Below are 17,173 nucleotides of genomic sequence, written 5' to 3'. Positions count from 1 at the left end.
TAGTGCTTCAAAAATTATCGATCAGATCAGTATACCGCTATTCGGTGATACGGCGATAGACAGTCGGTGTGGTTTCCGGTGCTTTATCGTCAAGCGTGATGGCCGCCTTCACCGCTTTCGCCGCTTCCTGCCAGCTGGCTTCGTCTTTGGCGTGGATCACCGCCAGCGGACGTTGGCCGTCAACGCTGTCGCCCAGACGGGCCATATCGGTAAAGCCGACGCTGTAATCAATGGTGTCTGACGCCTGACGACGGCCGCCGCCCATCGAGACCACCGCCATGCCGAGGGCACGGGTGTCCATCGCAGAAACAAACCCTTCGCTATCGGCATACACCGCTTTGCTGAGCGTCGCGGTTGGCAGGTATTTCGCGTAGTTTTCGACGAAGTCGGTCGGGCCTTTTTGCGCCGCGACCATGCGGCCGAAGATCTCCGCCGCTTTGCCGTTGTCCAGCACCGCCTGCAGCTTCGCGCGGGCGTCGGCGTCGTCTTTGGCGAGCTTGCCGGAGATTAACATCTCAACGCACAGCGCCATGGTGACGTCGAACAGGCGCGGGTTACGGTATTCGCCGGTGAGGAACTGTACCGCCTCACGCACTTCGACGGCGTTACCGGCGCTGGAAGCCAGCACCTGGTTCATATCGGTGAGCAGTGCGGTGGTGCGCACGCCCGCGCCGTTGGAGACGCCAACGATCGCTTCGGCCAGCGCCTCGGAGAGTTCATAGGTTGGCATAAACGCGCCGCTGCCCACCTTCACGTCCATCACCAACGCGTCCAGCCCTTCTGCCAGCTTCTTCGCCAGGATAGAGGCGGTGATCAGCGGGATGGAGTCAACGGTGGCGGTGATGTCGCGGGTAGCGTAGAAACGCTTGTCTGCCGGAGCAAGAGAGCTGGTCTGGCCGATAATCGCCACACCAACGTCTTTAATAATGTCGCGGAAGCGGTTGTCATCCGGGAAGATATCGAAGCCCGGAATGGCTTCCAGTTTGTCGAGCGTACCGCCAGTGTGGCCCAGGCCGCGTCCGGAGATCATCGGGATGTAACCGCCACAGGCTGCCACCATTGGGCCGAGCATCAGAGACGTTACGTCGCCCACGCCGCCGGTGGAGTGTTTATCCACAATCGGGCCGTTAAGGTTGAGGCTTTTCCAGTCCAGAACGGTTCCTGAATCTCGCATCGCCATGGTCAGCGACACGCGCTCAGGCATCGACATATCGTGGAAGAAAATGGTCATCGCCAGAGCCGCAATCTGCCCTTCTGAGACGGTGTTATCACGAATGCCGTTAATGAAGAAGCGGATCTCTTCGTCGCTTAATGCATGACCATCACGTTTTTTACGAATAATTTCTTGTGCGAGAAACACGGTAACCTCCATGCGGAATCGGGGGAGTTGTGGCGGGTGGCGCTACGCTTACCCGCCCTACGATCCTGTAGGCCGGATAAGCGAAGCGTCATCCGGCGTTGTCTGGCAATCAGTAGCTGCTTGCGCTCTTACCGTCGCCGTGACCCAGCGCCTTCAGCAGGCTAGCCAGCAGGCTGGACGCACCGAAACGGTAGTGACGGGAATCGGCCCAGTCGGCGCCGAACAGTTCGTCAGCAATCGCCAGGAACTGCTGCGCGTCTTCGGCGGTACGCACGCCGCCCGCAGGTTTGAAACCAACGGTTTTGGACACGCCCATGTCGCGGATCACTTCCATCATGATGCGCGCGCTTTCCGGGGTGGCGTTAACCGGCACTTTACCGGTAGAGGTTTTAATGAAATCCGCACCGGCTTTGATGGAGATTTCAGATGCCTTACGAATCAGCGCCTCTTCTTTCAGCTCGCCGGTTTCGATGATCACTTTAAGCAGCACGTTTGCCGCCGCACACGCGTCTTTACAGGCCTTCACCAGGTCAAAACCGACCTGCTCGTTGCCGGCGATCAGCGCGCGGTATGGGAACACCACGTCAACTTCGTCTGCACCGTAAGCAATCGCCGCGCGGGTTTCTGCCAGCGCAATCTCGATATCGTCGTTGCCGTGCGGGAAGTTAGTCACGGTTGCAATGCGCACGTCCGGCGTGCCCTGCTCTTTCAGCGTCTTACGGGCAATCGGGATAAAGCGCGGGTAGATACAAACGGCTGCGGTGTTACCCACTGGCGTTTTCGCCTGATGGCACAGGGCGATGACTTTCTCATTGGTGTCGTCATCGTTCAGGGTAGTCAGGTCCATCAGTTTCAACGCGCGCAGGCTGCTTGCAGTTAAATCGGTCATAACAATCTCCAACGGCAGTGCCGTATAAATTTTACCTTGCAGGTCTGTGAGTATTCTAACATCCACCCGCATCCACACTTCGACATTCATCACAGTTAATGAAAACTGCGTACAAATTTGCATTACTGTAATGAGATCTTCTTCAAACTTTAGTGCGCAAATTGCCGACTAAAGCAGCAATACCCCCTGTGGGATCAAAAGCGCCAACAGGCAGGCTTTCTACAATCCGTTCATCATCCGCAGAACATTCAAGGAAGCGAATATGCCCCACTCCAGCCCCGACGCCCTGCAGCAACGTTGCCAGCAGATTGTGACAAGCCCGGTGTTATCCCCGGAACAAAAACGTCATTTTCTGGCGCTGGAAGCGGAAAACAACCTGCCGTATCCGGCACTTCCTGAAGCTGCGCGCGCCGCGCTGGACGAGGGGTTTATCTGCGACATGTTCGAAGGCCATGCGCCTTACAAACCCCGTTACGTTCTGCCGGATTACGCAAAATTTCTGGCTAACGGTTCAGAATGGCTGGAGCTGGAAGGGGCAAAAGATCTCGACGATGCCCTCTCGCTGCTAACCATCCTTTATCACCATGTTCCGTCCGTCACATCGATGCCGGTCTATCTCGGCCAGCTTGATGCGCTGCTGCAACCATATGTTAGAATTCTAACACAAGAAGAAATCAATAGCCGAATAAAACGTTTCTGGCGCTATCTTGACCGTACGCTGCCGGATGCCTTTATGCATGCCAATATCGGGCCGGAAGATACGCCCATCACCCGTGCCATTCTGCGTGCCGATGCAGAGCTGAAGCAGGTCGCGCCGAACCTGACCTTTATTTATGATCCAGAGACCACCCCGGACGATTTGCTGCTTGAGGTAGCAAAAAACATATGTGAATGCAGTAAACCGCATATTTCTAATGGCCCGGTGAATGATAAAATTTTCACAAAAGGTCGTTATGGCGTGGTGAGCTGTTACAACTCCCTGCCTCTGGCTGGCGGTGGCAGCACCCTGGTGCGCCTTAACCTCAAAGCCATTGCTGAATGCAGCACGTCCATTGAAGACTTCTTCACCCGCACGCTCCCGCACTATTGCCAGCAGCAAATGGCCATCATCGATGCACGCTGTGGTTTCCTGTACGAGCAATCTGGCTTCTTTGAGAATAGCTTCCTGGTAAAAGAGGGGCTGATTGATGCCGATCGGTTTGTGCCGATGTTTGGCATGTACGGACTGGCGGAAGCGGTAAACGTGCTCTGTGAGAAAGCTGGCATCGCGGGGCGTTACGGCAAAGATGAGCAGGCCAACGCGCTGGGCTATCGCATCAGCGAACAGCTTGCGGTGTTTGTCGAAAACACGCCGGTGAAGCACGGCTGGAAGCAGCGCGCGATGCTTCACGCGCAGTCGGGGATCAGCTCCGACTCCGGCACCACGCCGGGCGCGCGCCTGCCCTACGGCGACGAGCCGGATCCCATCAGCCACCTGCTGGCGGTAGCTCCCCATCACAAGCACTACTCTTCCGGGATAAGCGATATCCTGACGCTGGATGAGACGGTAAAACGCAACCCGCAGGCGGTGGTTCAGCTGTGCCTGGGCGCGTTCAGGGCGGGTATGCGCGAGTTTACCGCCAACGTGGCGGGTAACGATCTGGTGCGCGTCACCGGGTATATGGTGCGGCTATCGGATCTGGAGAAATACCGGGAAGCAGGGTCGAGAACGAACACCACGTGGCTGGGGGAAGAAGCCGCACGCAATACCCGCATTCTGGAACGTCAGCCGCGCGTGATTAGCCATGAACAGCAGATGCGCTTTAGTTAGTCAGGTCATTCCTTTTTCCTGCGTGGACGGGCCGGGCAGCCGCCTGGCCCTGTTCCTGCAGGGCTGCAACCTGCGCTGTAAAACCTGCCACAACCCGTGGACGATTGGCCGCTGCAACGACTGCGGGGACTGCGTGCCCCACTGTCCGTACGACGCGCTGACCATTCAGGCCGGGCGCGTCTGGTGGCAGGAGAGCGACTGCCAGCAGTGCGACACCTGTCTGCACCTGTGTCAGCAGCAGGCAACGCCTATGGCGCACCGCTTCAGCGTGGAAGAGATCCTCGCTCAGGTCCGCAAATCCGCACCGTTTATCGAAGGGATCACCGTCAGCGGCGGTGAAGCCACAACGCAATTACCGTTTTTGATCGCCCTGTTCACCGCGATCAAAGCCGATCCTGCCCTGCGCCACCTCACCTGTCTGGTCGACAGCAACGGTCTGTTAAGCGAAACCGGCTGGGAAAAGCTGCTGCCGGTACTGGATGGCGCGATGCTGGATCTGAAGGCGTGGGACAATGAGCATCACCGTTTTCTGACCGGGCGCGAAAACCCGCAGATTAAACAGAGTATTCGCTGGCTGGCACAGCATCAACGGCTGACTGAATTGAGGCTCCTGGTGATCCCAGAGCAATGTGATTATCTGGAACATCTGAAACCGCTGACAACGTTTATCCACGGGCTGGGGAATATTCCGGTGCGTATTAACGCGTTTCATGCGCATGGCGTGTACGGTGAGGCGGCGTCATGGCGCAGCGCCACGCCGGAAGACGTTGAACCGCTGGCACTGGCGCTGGAAAAACAGAAGATAACGGTGATCCGCCCGGCGCTTTACCTATAGCGTGATACCAAATACCGACCGCGTATTTTCCAGCAGCGCATCGGCAATCACCTCTTCAGGCTCTTTTCGCAGTTCACACAGGGTGGCAAACACGCGCGCCGCCTGTTCCGGGCGATTCGGCTGACCCTGAAAACCATTCAGCGGCATATCCGGCGCGTCGGTTTCCAGCAGCAGCGCCGACAGCGGCAGCTGTGCCATCACGTCCCGGGTTTTACTGGCGCGCGGATAGGTGATGGTGCCACCGACGCCGATTTTATAGCCCAGCTCAATAAAACGCTGCGCCTGCTGCAGGCTGCCGGAGAAACCGTGCACGACGCCCCTGCGCGGCAGATCGATGCGTTTCAGGTGCATCGCCAGCTTATCGTGCGTGCGTCTTGAATGGAGGATCACCGGCAGATCGTGACGCTTCGCCAGCCTGAGCTGCGCGTCGAGGATCGTCTGCTGGCGCTCAAACTGCGGGTTCTCGCGATAAAGATCGAGGCCGATCTCCCCGATGGCGACAAGCTTGTCGCCTGCGGTCTGCACTATCTCATCAAGTCTCTCTATGTGCTCATCACGATGCCGCTCAATCACGATCGGATGCAGGCCGAGCGCCGCATAGAGCGCGGGGTGCCGTGCAGAAAGATCCAGCACGCGGGAAAAGTACGCCGCTTCCACTGACGGCACAATGATGGCCTGAACGCCTGCGTCAGCGGCTTTCGCAATGCTTTGCGCTTCCTCCCCCGTAAACGGCGGGAAATCAAAGTGGCAGTGGGTATCGACAAAGCGGTGCGTCACGCCAGATCCTCGTTATCCAGTAAAGCGTCATTCGCCTGCGGAATATCCACCAGCGGCATCGTCAGGGCATCGTTAGCGACAATCGCAGGCGGCGTAATAATGCGTTTATGGCGATGAAGCGGCGGTTGCTCCGCCAGCATTTTCCCCACCGTTGCCAGGAAGTAGCGCCCGCACAGCCGTCCCGTTTTGTAATCCATGCGCAGCGCAGGGACGCGGCTGCCCAAGGCCATGCTCAGCAGCGGCTTAGGCGGATAGATTTCAAAAATACGCAGCTTACCCGGCGGTTTTTCAATGAAGCGCTGCATCGCGCCGTAGGTGGTTTCATGCTGCTTCGCGATGTTCACCAGCGGCTGCAGGCTGCTGTCGCCCAACCAGCGCTCCATCCGTTTAAACCACTGCGGCGTGTAATACATTTGCGACGGTACGGTACGGATCACCACAATGGTTTTCGCCCCGCGACGGGCGGCTTCCTGCACCGGTACCGCGTCACTGATCCCCCCGTCCAGATAGCTAATGCCGTCCAGCAGCGCACCGGTACGATAAAAACCGGGGATCGCGCTGGAGGCACGGATGATGTCCAGCCAGTTCTCTTTCTGAGGCGAAAAATAGCCCGGCGAATAGTCATCCCCCCGGCTGGCGCACATCCAGAATTCTTTGCCGCTATCAAACAGACGGGCCGCGGTGTCCATGGCCAGCGGCATCTGGCTGGAGGTCGACTCCAGCAGCCAGTCGAGATCGATCAGGTTACCGCCGCGCACAAAGCGCACCGGATTAAAAAACTCTTTCGCCGTGGTATAGCGCATGATGACCTTTCGCGCGTAGCCGGGCTGGTTGCAGACATAGGCAGAAAGGTTCTGCGCCCCGGCAGACGTGCCGAAGTAGAGGTCAAACGGGTTGAACTGCGCGCGCATAAATTCGTCCAGCACGCCGGCGGTGAAAATGCCGCGCTGTCCTCCACCTTCGCAGACCAGCGCGAGTTGACCTGCGCGAAACGGTTTTAACGTCAGCGGCGCAATATTGCCGAGCGTAACGGGAATTCGTTGCCCCACCTCTGCTTTCCTGTTTTGATTATTTTATAACACCACAGTAACGCACCCGACCTGTTACGCAAATAAGAAAAAGCCAGTCACTGCGACTGGCTTTTTTTTGTTGAAGGAATATTGCGTTTGCTACGGACGTCTACGACCCGTAAACAGGCTGACCAGGAACAGAATAATACCCACAACGAAGACAATTTTAGCTGCCCATGCCGCTGTACCTGCCAGTCCACCAAAGCCCAATGCGGCGGCAATTAACGCGATAACCAGAAATATAATGCCCCAACGAAACATAAGCTTCTCCTTTACCATAGTTAATATCGGCCGCTAAACGTGAGCGCTCAGGTCACTCACCGGCGTTTTTCCAGAGTCGTTCTTATATCGCCCGCAGGTGTTAGCCAGGCGGGCGAATGGTCCAGATTTACTTCGTTTTCAGATCGTTTTTAACGCTTTTAACACCATCTATCGCTTTCGCAATGGACTCGGCACGTTCACTTTGCGCCTGCGAATCTACCGTACCGGAAAGCTGAACCACACCATCGGTGGTTTCTACTTTCACCTTACGGGACGGCACGATGTCATCTGCTAAAAGTTTAGCTTTGATTTCGCTGGTGGTGGCGGCATCACCGGCGTAACCTTTCACCGACGCGTTTTTGCCGTCACGTACGTGCAGCTTATCGCTGACGGAGGCAACACCTTCGACGCCTTTCGCGACTTTCACCGCCTGTTCTGCCTGAGCCTGGCTTTCAACAAAGCCGCTCAGCGTGACCACTTTCTTGTCGGTCTTAACGGAAATATCGGTGCTCTTAATGGCTTCATCATCCACCAGTGCGGCTTTCACTTTTGCTGTGATTGAGCTGTCATCCATGAAGTTGCCGACTTTATTCATAGAGCTATCGATTTTTTGCCCTGCGTTATCGGCCGTGGATTGTGCTTTATCCATGGTGCTGCTTTCCGCGAGGGCGGAGCCGCTCACCAGAACGCTACCCAGGGTTACAGCCAGCAGAGTTTTAGAAATCTTCAGTCTTGTCATATTCATCGATCTATTCCTGTGTTGACCCGTTATTCGGGCTACGCACTTCCTTAGTAGTGATATATATTGCGAATAAACACACGGGCAAAATGGATAACCTAAAGTCATGCATTGAACAGTTAATTTATCCACGCCCGGTGTTAAACACTGAGTTAAATATAGATCACTCTCACAGAGCCGCTTTCAGAATTGGGTAAAAAACGCGCGAATAGCGTGAAATTGCGTTGAATTAAGAACATTCCGCAAGGGATTAATAAGACAGGAATTAAAGAAGAGCACGGCGGCAGCCGTGCTCTGAGAGGGGATTAGTGCTCGCGGGTTTTACGGAATTGAACGTCAGGATAACGTTCCTGCGTCAGGTTCAGGTTCACCATGGTTGGCGCGATATAGGTCAGGTTATCGCCACCATCCAGCGCAAGCTGAACTTCATTCTTACGCTTAAATTCTTCGAATTTCTTCACGTCAGAACACTCGACCCAGCGCGCGGTCGCGACGTTCACCGACTCGTAAATCGCTTCCACGTTGTATTCGCTCTTCAGACGCGCGACAACCACGTCAAACTGCAGCACGCCGACCGCACCAACGATCAGATCGTTGTTCGCAATCGGGCGGAAGACCTGCACGGCGCCCTCTTCGGAGAGCTGAACCAGGCCTTTCAGCAGCTGTTTCTGCTTCAGCGGATCGCGCAGACGGATACGACGGAACAGCTCTGGTGCGAAGTTCGGAATACCGGTGAACTTCATCATTTCACCCTGCGTGAAGGTGTCGCCGATCTGGATGGTGCCGTGGTTGTGCAGACCGATGATGTCGCCCGGATAGGCTTCTTCAACGTGCGAACGGTCACCCGCCATAAAGGTCAGCGCGTCGGAGATGACAACGTCTTTCCCGGTACGCACCTGGCGCAGCTTCATGCCCTTTTCATACTTACCGGACACCACGCGCATAAAGGCCACGCGGTCGCGGTGTTTCGGGTCCATGTTGGCCTGAATTTTGAACACGAAGCCGGTAAATTTCTCTTCCTGCGCTTCCACTTCACGGGTATCGGTTTTACGCGGCATCGGACGCGGCGCCCACTCCACCAGACCGTCCAGCATGTGGTCAACGCCGAAGTTACCCAGTGCGGTACCGAAGAAGACCGGAGTGATTTCACCGCTCAGGAACAGCTCTTTGTCGAACTCGTGAGACGCGCCCTTCACCAGCTCCAGCTCGTCGCGCAGCTGCGCGGCCAGCTCTTCGCCAACCGCCGCGTCCAGATCCGGGTTGTCCAGACCTTTCACGATGCGCACTTCCTGAATGGTGTGGCCTTTACCGGTCTGATACAGGTAAGTTTCGTCTTTATAGAGGTGATAAACCCCTTTGAACAGCTTACCGCAGCCGATTGGCCAGGTGATTGGCGCACAGGCGATCTTCAGCTCGTTTTCCACTTCATCCATCACTTCCATCGGATCGCGGATGTCACGGTCGAGTTTGTTCATAAAGGTGAGGATCGGCGTATCGCGCAGACGGGTGACTTCCATCAGCTTACGGGTCCTGTCTTCTACACCTTTCGCGGCGTCGATCACCATCAGACAGCAGTCCACCGCCGTCAGGGTACGGTAGGTATCTTCGGAGAAGTCTTCGTGACCCGGGGTGTCCAGCAGGTTCACCAGGCAGTCGTGATACGGGAACTGCATCACGGAGGTGGTAATCGAAATACCACGCTGCTTTTCCATCTCCATCCAGTCAGATTTTGCATGCTGGCTGGAGCCGCGGCCTTTAACGGTACCCGCAGTCTGGATCGCCTGTCCGAACAGCAACACCTTCTCAGTGATGGTCGTTTTACCGGCATCCGGGTGCGAGATAATGGCAAAAGTGCGGCGCTTGGCCACCTCTTGCAGATAAGGAGACAACGTCATAATTAAATCTTCTTTTATAAGCGCGGCAGCACGCCACGCATCATGGAATACAAAATTGCGGCTATTTTACCCATCAACGGGGGGCAGGCAATCATTGTTTACACAGGAGTTGCTCCAGTTCGTTCAACGACGTCACGGTCCAGGTCGGCTCGATGCCTTCAGGCTTCACGCGGCCATGCGCGTTGAGCCAGACGGTCGACAGACCGGCCTTCATACCGCCCAGAATATCTGACTCTGCCGTATCACCCACCATCAGGACGCGATCGCGGTCGGGATTACCGGCCTGCGCCAGCGCATAATCGAAAATTCGCGGATCCGGTTTAGGTACACCCACCTCTTCCGAGATCACCAGCGCGTCGAAATGATCGCGCAGGCCGGTGCGCTCGAGGCGGATCTGCTGCAGGGCGGTAAAACCGTTGGTGATGATCCCCAGTTTTACCTTACCTTTCAACGCATTCAGCAGGGAAACCGCGCCCGGCAGTGGCGCGCAGATATCCGCCATCGCGTTCAGAAACGCCTCGTTCAGCGTCCCCGGACTGACCTTTAAACGTTCCGCCCAGACGTCAAAGCGCTGGTGCTGAAGCTGTAACGCGGTGATGGCACCGTTCTGGTAATCCACCCACAGCGGCTTGTTTACCGCCTGATAGTCCTGAAAATCTTCAGCGGTGAAGGTCACGCTATAGTCGAGAAACATCCGCTGCAGGCCGCCGAACGAATCGAACGTAAATAGCGTTTCGTCGGCATCAAAGAAAATCCAGTCCCATTTCATCGTTACAACCTTATTTTTTATTATCCAATCGGCAGAGCCATTATGATGGCGTCTTCACGTCCCTCTGCGGTGGGGTAGTAGTTACGGCGGATTGTCGCCTCGTTAAAGCCTAAGCTTTCATAGAGCGCGATGGCGGCGACATTCGACGCGCGCACCTCCAGCCACAGGGTGAAAACGTCACGGGTTTCGAGCTCACGGATGAGGTGCTCAAGCAGTTCTCTTCCCAGCCCACGGCGCTGAAACGCGGGATCAACCGCGATATTAAACAGCGTCGCCTCATCAAGAACAACCTGCGTGATCGCGAAAGCGGCCATGGTGCCGTCAACGTCCAGGCGGTAGTTCAGATACCGTTCGCCCTGATTGCTGGCGAAGGTTTTTTCGCTCCACGGAAACGCGTGGGCGCGTGTTTCAATCGCAAACGCTGTGGTCAGGTCAGGCGTCGTGAGGGAAGAAATCGTGTTCATATTCGCAGATTTGTTGCCATAGCGCGCTGCGCGCTTTTGGGTTGGCTTTCAGTTCGTCCAGCGCTGGCGAGCAGATCTGGCTCCCCTGGAGGGGGATCTCGTTTGTCTCTCCGATACGCCAGCTGTTACAGCGGCTATCAGGAGGCAGCATCGCGACACGCTCTGGCGTCAGCGGTAAAACCTGGTCGGCCGTCAGCTTCAGGCTGCGAAGGACATCATCGATCAGGGGTTCATTCAGGGCAGGCAGTTCTTCCGCCACCATCACCAGCCGAACGTGCGCCGGGATGGAGATAGCGATTTCGCCCTGAAACGCCGTCGGGCGACGCAAAGCCCACTGGGTGATGCCCAGCTGCTGCAACTGCCAGTCTCGTCGGGATGTCATAGGGAAAACTCCTGTCTCTCAGGCGCGCAAATATAGCAAATGTGTCGAAAGTGCGCCATCTACCTACTATAATCCCCGCCTGAGTTTATTGAGGAACAATTCATGTCTGCATTTACCCCGGCAAGTGAAGTCTTGCTGCGTCACAGTGATGATTTCGAAGAAAGCCGTATTCTGTTTGCCGGAGATATGCAGGATGACCTGCCCGCGCGTTTCGACTGTGCTGAAAGCCGTGCCCACACCCAATATTACCACCACTGGCAGGTGCTGAGCCGTCAGATGGGCGAGCGCGCGCGCTTTAGCCTGGTGGCGGAGCAGAGCGATATCGCCGACTGCGATACGCTGATTTACTACTGGCCGAAGAATAAACCGGAAGCCCAGTTCCAGCTGATGAACCTGCTCTCCCTGCTTCCGGTCGGCTGCGATATTTTCGTGGTAGGAGAGAACCGCAGCGGCGTGCGTAGCGCTGAACAGATGCTGGAAGACTACGCGCCGCTGAATAAAGTCGACAGCGCTCGCCGCTGTGGTCTGTACCACGGACGACTGGAAAAACAGACAACGTTTGATGCGCAGGCTTACTGGGATGAATACCAGCTTGACGGCCTGACCATCAAAACCCTGCCGGGCGTGTTCAGCCGTGACGCGCTGGATACGGGCAGCAAGCTGCTGCTCTCCACTCTGACGCCGCACACCAAAGGCAAAGTGCTGGACGTAGGCTGCGGCGCGGGCGTGCTCTCTACCGTGCTCGCCAGCCATTCGCCAAAGGTGCGCTTAACCCTGTGTGACGTGAGCGCCCCGGCGGTTGAAGCCAGCCGCGCAACGCTTGCCGCAAACGGCATTGAAGGCGAGGTGATTGCCAGCAACGTCTTCTCTGACGTCACCGGTCGCTTCGACATGATCATCTCTAACCCGCCGTTCCACGACGGTATGGAAACCAGCCTTGAAGCGGCACAAACGCTGATCCGTGGCGCAACCCGTCACCTTAACAGCGGCGGCGAGCTGCGTATCGTTGCGAACGCCTTCCTGGCGTACCCGAAAGTGCTGGACGAAACCTTTGGCTTCCACGAAGTGATCGCCCAGACCGGCCGCTTTAAGGTCTATCGTACCGTGATGACGCGCCAGGCCAAAAAGTAATCTCACTCCTGCAGGCCGGATAAGCGCAATCACTATCCGGCAAGCAGGCGTCTCAGTTCCGGCCATTTTTGCAGCAATCAATAAAAGGTGCGCACTTTTCAGTTGACGTAAAGCTGAAAACATCTAGAATGCGCCTCCGTGGTTACGATACTTTTACAGTATCGATGGTATGCGAAGGTGGCGGAATTGGTAGACGCGCTAGCTTCAGGTGTTAGTGTCCTTACGGATGTGGGGGTTCGAGTCCCCCCCCTCGCACCAACGAGGCGATATCAACATAGTAATGATGTAAATAGTAAGATGACTGTGCGAAGGTGGCGGAATTGGTAGACGCGCTAGCTTCAGGTGTTAGTGTCCTTAGGATGTGGGGGTTCGAGTCCCCCCCCTCGCACCAATTATCTTACAACCCCTCTGAATATCTTCTTTTCCCTGTTATTTCAAACTCATCAGTATCACCAGAATTCCACTGACCAGTGCTACGCAGGATGGCAGTAAAACAAAGTGACGTAGTTGCTTATGCCAGATCATGCCTGACGTGACTAACAGTCCTGATACAATGATGGCTTTCCAGGTATCGAGAGAGAGATCGGCAAACGTCAAACCGCAGAGAATGGCTCCCGGTAGCAATACCCCCCAACAACTTCCCAGCGCCCTGTTCAACATGATCTGCCCTCTCACAACGATAATGATAACCAATATCATATGACAGGAATTATCATTTGTCAGCTGAATGAATCAAAATCCATCGACCTTTACCTTTCCCGTAATGACAGGAATTGCCTAAGGTGATAAATTGCGCACCTGTTAACAACGTCTAAAGATTTTCTGATAATTACTCTTTGAGCTTTTTGCATATTTAATTGCGAAACGACATCTATTTATTTGTTTTAATTAAATTTTAATAAAAATACACGACTATGACATCACAATCCTGGCGGTCTTTGGTTCACAGAAAATATCAATTATCGTTACGTTTATTTTTATTTCTGAACGCAACATCGGCAGTGTTCTCGGTAACAAACCCGCTCAATTCTGTACGACTGTTTTCCGCCCCTCTGATTGCTATATTCTCCATCAGTACCGGCCTGTTCGTCTGGCACTGGAGAAAGCGCGCGCGGAAGATAAATATTCCTGTCGTTTCAGGGATCTTCGGTATTTTGTGGGCCTGGCAAATTGTCTCCAAATTCGCCTTAATTACCCACGATCATGCGACGTATCTGTTAATCGCCCTTTTAACGGTGCTTTTTATCGGCACGCTGGCGTTCGCCAGTAATATCAAAGCCTTTACGCTACATTCATTGCCCACCTTTATTGTCTGCCTGTGGTTAAGCGATCACGATATATGGCTGCGAATGACCTATTCTTTCGCACTTCCTGTGGTGGCAATTGCTATTCATAACATTTTGCAAAGACGCAACGACCGTTTTGCTCAGGAGCTCCTTTCTCGCCTTCTGGAGGAACGGGAAACCCTTACCGATCTCAGCATGATGGACCCGCTTACCGGGCTCTATAATCGTCGCGGTCTGCAAAGCCGTCTGGAGAATTTGCCCACGGTAGAGAATGGTGAGCACTTTGTCCTGCTGATGGATATCGACCACTTCAAAGCCTATAACGACCATTACGGCCATATGATGGGCGACCAGGCGCTGAAGCGCGTCTCTGCGGCAATCCGCGATGCCGTGCGTTCTCGCGATATTGTGGCGCGTTTTGGTGGGGAAGAGTTTATGGTGCTGCTGACCAACATTTCACTCGAACATGCTCGTCAGACGGCCGAGCGGATCCGTCAGAAAGTCTACGATTTGAAAATCCCGCATCTGTTTAACGAAAGCGTCGCGACAAACGTCACCATCAGCATTGGTATTGCCATTTTCGAGGATGAAGACGTGGAAGGCGCGCTGGAAAAAGCGGACAAAGCCCTCTACGAAGCAAAGCATATGGGCCGCAATAACATTCTGTTGAGTGAAGAGATTCAGACGGCGTAAACATCACGGCGATGTCACCAGGACAAAAGTCTTGCCATTGGTATGAGCAATAGTTAGGATTGGCAATCATTATCATTTAGATTTCTATCTATACTATGGCCACGCATACCGCACACATCGTCGAACCCCTCCTCTGGCGAGCGCCCCTCACCAGCGGGAATGCTTCGCTTGCGGATGCCATACGGGATAAGATTGCGGAAACGCGCGCCCACCTGCTGGACTTTATCCGGCTTGATGAAGCACCCCCGAACCACGCCATGACGCTCTCAGAGTGGCGCCAACCGGCAAAACTGCAATCGCTGCTGGCCACCTATTCCGACCATATCTATCGCAATCAGCCCACCCTTACGCGGGAAAATAAACCCCTGCTCTCACTCTGGGCACAGTGGTATATCGGGCTGATGGTGCCTCCCCTCATGCTGGCGCTCTTAACACAGAAGAGCATGCTGGAACTCTCGCCGGATAATTTTCACGTCGAGTTTCACGAAACCGGGCGTGCAGCCTGCTTCTGGATTGATCTTCACGAAGACCAGAATGCGGAACGCCTGACGGCTCAGGAGCGTATGGAACAGCTGGTCACTCAGGCCCTGATCCCGGTGGTAGAAGCGCTTGAAGCGACAGGAGAGATTAACGGGAAGCTTATCTGGAGCAATACGGGCTATTTAATCCACTGGTATTTAACGGAAATGAAGCCGCTTCTCGGTTATGAGAACGTTGACGCCCTGCGTCAGTCCTGTTTCTTTGCAAAACAGCTTTCCGATGGCCGTGACAACCCGTTGTTCCGAACCGTCGTGCTCCGTGATGGGCTTCTGGTTCGTCGCACCTGCTGCCAGCGCTATCGCCTGCCGGACGTTAAGCAATGCGGGGATTGCACGCTGAAGTAGAGCAGTGAATTGCCCGGCCTGATGCCCTCACCCTGACCCTCTCCCACAGGACTGAGGAATCCCCAGTAATTTTTTTACCTGAAGCGATGAACGTTGCTTCAAAAAAATTAATAACTTACAGCGACGCCCTGGTCCGGCTGTAAATCGCCGAAGCGTTTCCGTAAGGCCGGGGCGAGGCGCAGGGATGCGCCGAGAGGGCGTGGCCTGCAGGGATGCAGGCTCATGCCCGACCCGATAGCCTGAAGGAATAAGCTGAGGGGACCGCGAAGCGGCGATTTACCGCCGGGAGCCCGGGTCGCCAGGGCGGCGGCGATTGAGCCGCCATGGCACGTTCACCGGTCATGTCCTTACAGAGTAGCAAGAAACATAAAGTGAACGGAATGACCACCACAGCCGTATGTTCCCCCTCACCCCAGCCCTCTCCCTCAAGGGAGAGGGGGTCGTCCGTGCAGGCATTATTTTGTGGGGATTCCTCAGCCCACGGGGAGAGGGAACAAACACAAAAAACGGCAACCTGCGTTGCCGTTTTGCTTTTACCTAAGCCACCTGCTGATTGTCCTCTTCAGCATTACGCTGCGCTTCTTCCGCTTCCTGCTCCAGCAGCTGCTTCTCATACACTTTGAAGAACGGGAAGTAGATGATCGCCGATACGCAGGCCAGAATCACAACCAGAATAGCCGCGCGGAAGTCCCAGCCCAGAGCCCACGCTGCGCCTATCGGCGCCGGTGCCGTCCAGGGAACGACCGAGATGACGCGCCCAATCAAATCAAACGTCATCGCCGCCCACGCCAGCACGGCGTTAACCATCGGTGCCAGCAGGAACGGAATAAAGAACACCGGGTTCATCACGATTGGTGTACCGAAAATGACAGGTTCGTTGATGTTAAAGAAGCTGGGCACCACGCTCAAACGCCCGATAGAGCGTAAATGCGCTGAACGGCTACGCAGATAGCAAATCACCAGCCCCATCGTCGCGCCCGATCCGCCAATCACGATAAAGAACGTCCAGAACGCCTCCATAAAAATATGCGGCAGAGGCTGGCTGGCGGCCAGCGCGGTCTGGTTAGCGCCCAGGTTAGTCAGCCAGAACATCTGCAACATCCCGGAGACGATGGCGGCGCCGTGGATCCCGGCAAACCACAGCAGATGACCAATCAACACCGCCAGCAGGATCGCAGGCAGTGAATCCGCCGCGGAAACCAGCGGTTTAAAGACCGACATAATGGCCTGCGGGATCAGCATGCCAAACTGAGACTGAATGACCAGGCTCAGAGGATAGAGCGTTAACACCACCACCAGCACCGGGATCAGCAGATCAAAAGAGTTTTTGATCATCGGAGGAACCTGGTCTGGCAGGCGAATACCGATGTTATGCGCCTTGAGGAAACGCATCATCTCAACGCAGTAGATCGCCACCAGAATCGCGGTAAAAATCCCCGTTCCCCCCAGGCTGTCGACAGGAAGCGTGCCTTTGGTTTTCGGTGCCGCGACCAGCAGAAACGCCATCAGCGACAGCATGGCGCACATGAACGGGTCTAACTGGTGCGATTTGACATAGTGTTTGCCAAGGTTATAGGCAATGGCCGCACAGATATAAATGGACATAATGCCCATCGTCATATCAAACGGCGTCAGGATTTGGCCTTCAAACTGCTTCGCCATATCCAGCCAGGCGCGGGCGAAACCCCACGTGGTATCAGGCGAAAAAGGTGGGTAAGCGAACACTAACAAAAATGAACCCACAATCATAAATGGCATCGCGGAGATGAACCCATCACGAATAGCCATGACATGACGCTGGGAAGAGATCCGCCCGGCAATCGGGCTCACGTAATTTTCAACGAAACGGAATATCAGGTTAAAAGCAGCATGGTTGGCAGACATGGCAGATCTCCTGTCAGACGTTTGTTACGGGCACTTTCGCGCCG

At 55.2% G+C, this 17,173-nt stretch carries 17 protein-coding genes and 2 tRNA genes; 7 read left to right on the top strand and 12 right to left on the bottom strand.

The genetic code is table 11. The features are described from left to right. Positions 1–37: 37 nt before the first annotated feature. Complete coding sequence (gene deoA, locus GXP72_RS03215; RefSeq protein ID WP_024908263.1) at positions 38–1,360, bottom strand: thymidine phosphorylase; 1,323 nt, start codon at positions 1,358–1,360, stop codon at positions 38–40. A 109-nt stretch (positions 1,361–1,469) separates the two neighbouring features. Beyond that, positions 1,470–2,249 carry a deoxyribose-phosphate aldolase gene (gene deoC / locus GXP72_RS03210; protein ID WP_003856543.1) on the bottom strand — a complete coding sequence of 260 codons (780 nt, stop codon included), beginning with the start codon at positions 2,247–2,249 and terminating at the stop codon, positions 1,470–1,472. A 262-nt stretch (positions 2,250–2,511) separates the two neighbouring features. On the opposite strand from deoC, the gene GXP72_RS03205 reads away from it, so the two are divergent. After that, positions 2,512–4,059: a YjjI family glycine radical enzyme gene (locus GXP72_RS03205; RefSeq protein ID WP_090419149.1), complete on the top strand. Its 1,548-nt coding sequence runs from the start codon at positions 2,512–2,514 to the stop codon at positions 4,057–4,059. Then, a complete protein-coding gene (locus tag GXP72_RS03200; protein WP_090419153.1) occupies positions 4,034–4,894 on the top strand; it encodes a YjjW family glycine radical enzyme activase in 861 nt (286 codons plus the stop codon). The genes GXP72_RS03205 and GXP72_RS03200 overlap by 26 nt, the downstream gene beginning before the upstream one ends. Here the strand turns inward: GXP72_RS03200 and GXP72_RS03195 are convergent. The 8 genes from GXP72_RS03195 to GXP72_RS03160 form a co-directional block, all read right to left on the bottom strand. Beyond that, positions 4,889–5,671, bottom strand: a complete 783-nt coding sequence (locus GXP72_RS03195) for a TatD family hydrolase (RefSeq protein WP_024908267.1) — start codon at positions 5,669–5,671, stop codon at positions 4,889–4,891. The two genes, GXP72_RS03200 and GXP72_RS03195, sit on opposite strands and share 6 nt — an antisense overlap. Continuing rightward, positions 5,668–6,720, bottom strand: a complete 1,053-nt coding sequence (locus tag GXP72_RS03190; RefSeq protein ID WP_024908268.1) for a patatin family protein — start codon at positions 6,718–6,720, stop codon at positions 5,668–5,670. The genes GXP72_RS03195 and GXP72_RS03190 overlap by 4 nt, the downstream gene beginning before the upstream one ends. 120 nt (positions 6,721–6,840) lie before the next feature. Next, positions 6,841–7,002, bottom strand: a complete 162-nt coding sequence (locus GXP72_RS03185) for a DUF1328 domain-containing protein (RefSeq protein WP_003856556.1) — start codon at positions 7,000–7,002, stop codon at positions 6,841–6,843. Between the two features lie 127 nt (positions 7,003–7,129). After that, on the bottom strand, positions 7,130–7,747 hold the full coding sequence (gene osmY / locus GXP72_RS03180) for a molecular chaperone OsmY (protein WP_039260909.1): 618 nt from the start codon (positions 7,745–7,747) through the stop codon (positions 7,130–7,132). A 299-nt stretch (positions 7,748–8,046) separates the two neighbouring features. After that, a complete protein-coding gene (gene prfC, locus GXP72_RS03175) occupies positions 8,047–9,636 on the bottom strand; it encodes a peptide chain release factor 3 (protein ID WP_024908269.1) in 1,590 nt (529 codons plus the stop codon). Between the two features lie 91 nt (positions 9,637–9,727). Then, the gene (gene yjjG / locus GXP72_RS03170) at positions 9,728–10,405 is read right to left on the bottom strand and encodes a pyrimidine 5'-nucleotidase (protein WP_008502077.1); all 678 of its coding nucleotides are present in this window, start codon (positions 10,403–10,405) and stop codon (positions 9,728–9,730) included. 20 nt (positions 10,406–10,425) lie between these two features. Continuing rightward, positions 10,426–10,869 carry a ribosomal protein S18-alanine N-acetyltransferase gene (rimI, locus tag GXP72_RS03165; RefSeq protein ID WP_023334424.1) on the bottom strand — a complete coding sequence of 148 codons (444 nt, stop codon included), beginning with the start codon at positions 10,867–10,869 and terminating at the stop codon, positions 10,426–10,428. Then, positions 10,838–11,251 carry a DNA polymerase III subunit psi gene (locus tag GXP72_RS03160; RefSeq protein ID WP_032649897.1) on the bottom strand — a complete coding sequence of 138 codons (414 nt, stop codon included), beginning with the start codon at positions 11,249–11,251 and terminating at the stop codon, positions 10,838–10,840. The genes rimI and GXP72_RS03160 overlap by 32 nt, the downstream gene beginning before the upstream one ends. Before the next feature lie 102 nt (positions 11,252–11,353). Between GXP72_RS03160 and rsmC the strand changes: the two genes are divergently transcribed. The 3 genes from rsmC (at position 11,354) to GXP72_RS03145 (ending at position 12,773) form a co-directional block, all read left to right on the top strand. Next, positions 11,354–12,382 (top strand): 16S rRNA (guanine(1207)-N(2))-methyltransferase RsmC, encoded by a 1,029-nt coding sequence (gene rsmC, locus GXP72_RS03155; RefSeq protein WP_024908271.1) that lies wholly within the window; start codon positions 11,354–11,356, stop codon positions 12,380–12,382. A gap of 171 nt (positions 12,383–12,553) precedes the next feature. After that, positions 12,554–12,640, top strand: a tRNA-Leu gene (locus tag GXP72_RS03150). Between the two features lie 47 nt (positions 12,641–12,687). Continuing rightward, positions 12,688–12,773, top strand: a tRNA-Leu gene (locus GXP72_RS03145). A 38-nt stretch (positions 12,774–12,811) separates the two neighbouring features. Here the strand turns inward: GXP72_RS03145 and GXP72_RS03140 are convergent. Continuing rightward, positions 12,812–13,081, bottom strand: coding sequence for a DUF1435 domain-containing protein (locus GXP72_RS03140; RefSeq protein ID WP_048991757.1), 270 nt, complete (start codon positions 13,079–13,081; stop codon positions 12,812–12,814). Between the two features lie 215 nt (positions 13,082–13,296). Here GXP72_RS03140 and GXP72_RS03135 point away from each other — a divergent pair, with 215 nt between their 5' ends. Both GXP72_RS03135 and fhuF read left to right on the top strand, forming a co-directional pair. Beyond that, the gene (locus tag GXP72_RS03135; protein WP_032649902.1) at positions 13,297–14,361 is read left to right on the top strand and encodes a GGDEF domain-containing protein; all 1,065 of its coding nucleotides are present in this window, start codon (positions 13,297–13,299) and stop codon (positions 14,359–14,361) included. Positions 14,362–14,456: 95 nt separating this feature from the next. Then, the gene (gene fhuF / locus GXP72_RS03130; RefSeq protein ID WP_208763496.1) at positions 14,457–15,245 is read left to right on the top strand and encodes a siderophore-iron reductase FhuF; all 789 of its coding nucleotides are present in this window, start codon (positions 14,457–14,459) and stop codon (positions 15,243–15,245) included. 537 nt (positions 15,246–15,782) lie between these two features. Here fhuF and GXP72_RS03125 read toward each other — a convergent pair. Then, positions 15,783–17,129, bottom strand: coding sequence for a PTS sugar transporter subunit IIC (locus tag GXP72_RS03125; protein WP_208763495.1), 1,347 nt, complete (start codon positions 17,127–17,129; stop codon positions 15,783–15,785). Positions 17,130–17,173 lie beyond the last annotated feature (44 nt).

Source organism: Enterobacter sp. SES19 (assembly GCF_011765665.1).
In the GTDB taxonomy this organism is placed as follows: domain Bacteria; phylum Pseudomonadota; class Gammaproteobacteria; order Enterobacterales; family Enterobacteriaceae; genus Enterobacter; species Enterobacter pseudoroggenkampii.
This window is presented reverse-complemented; position numbering and strand designations above follow the sequence as displayed.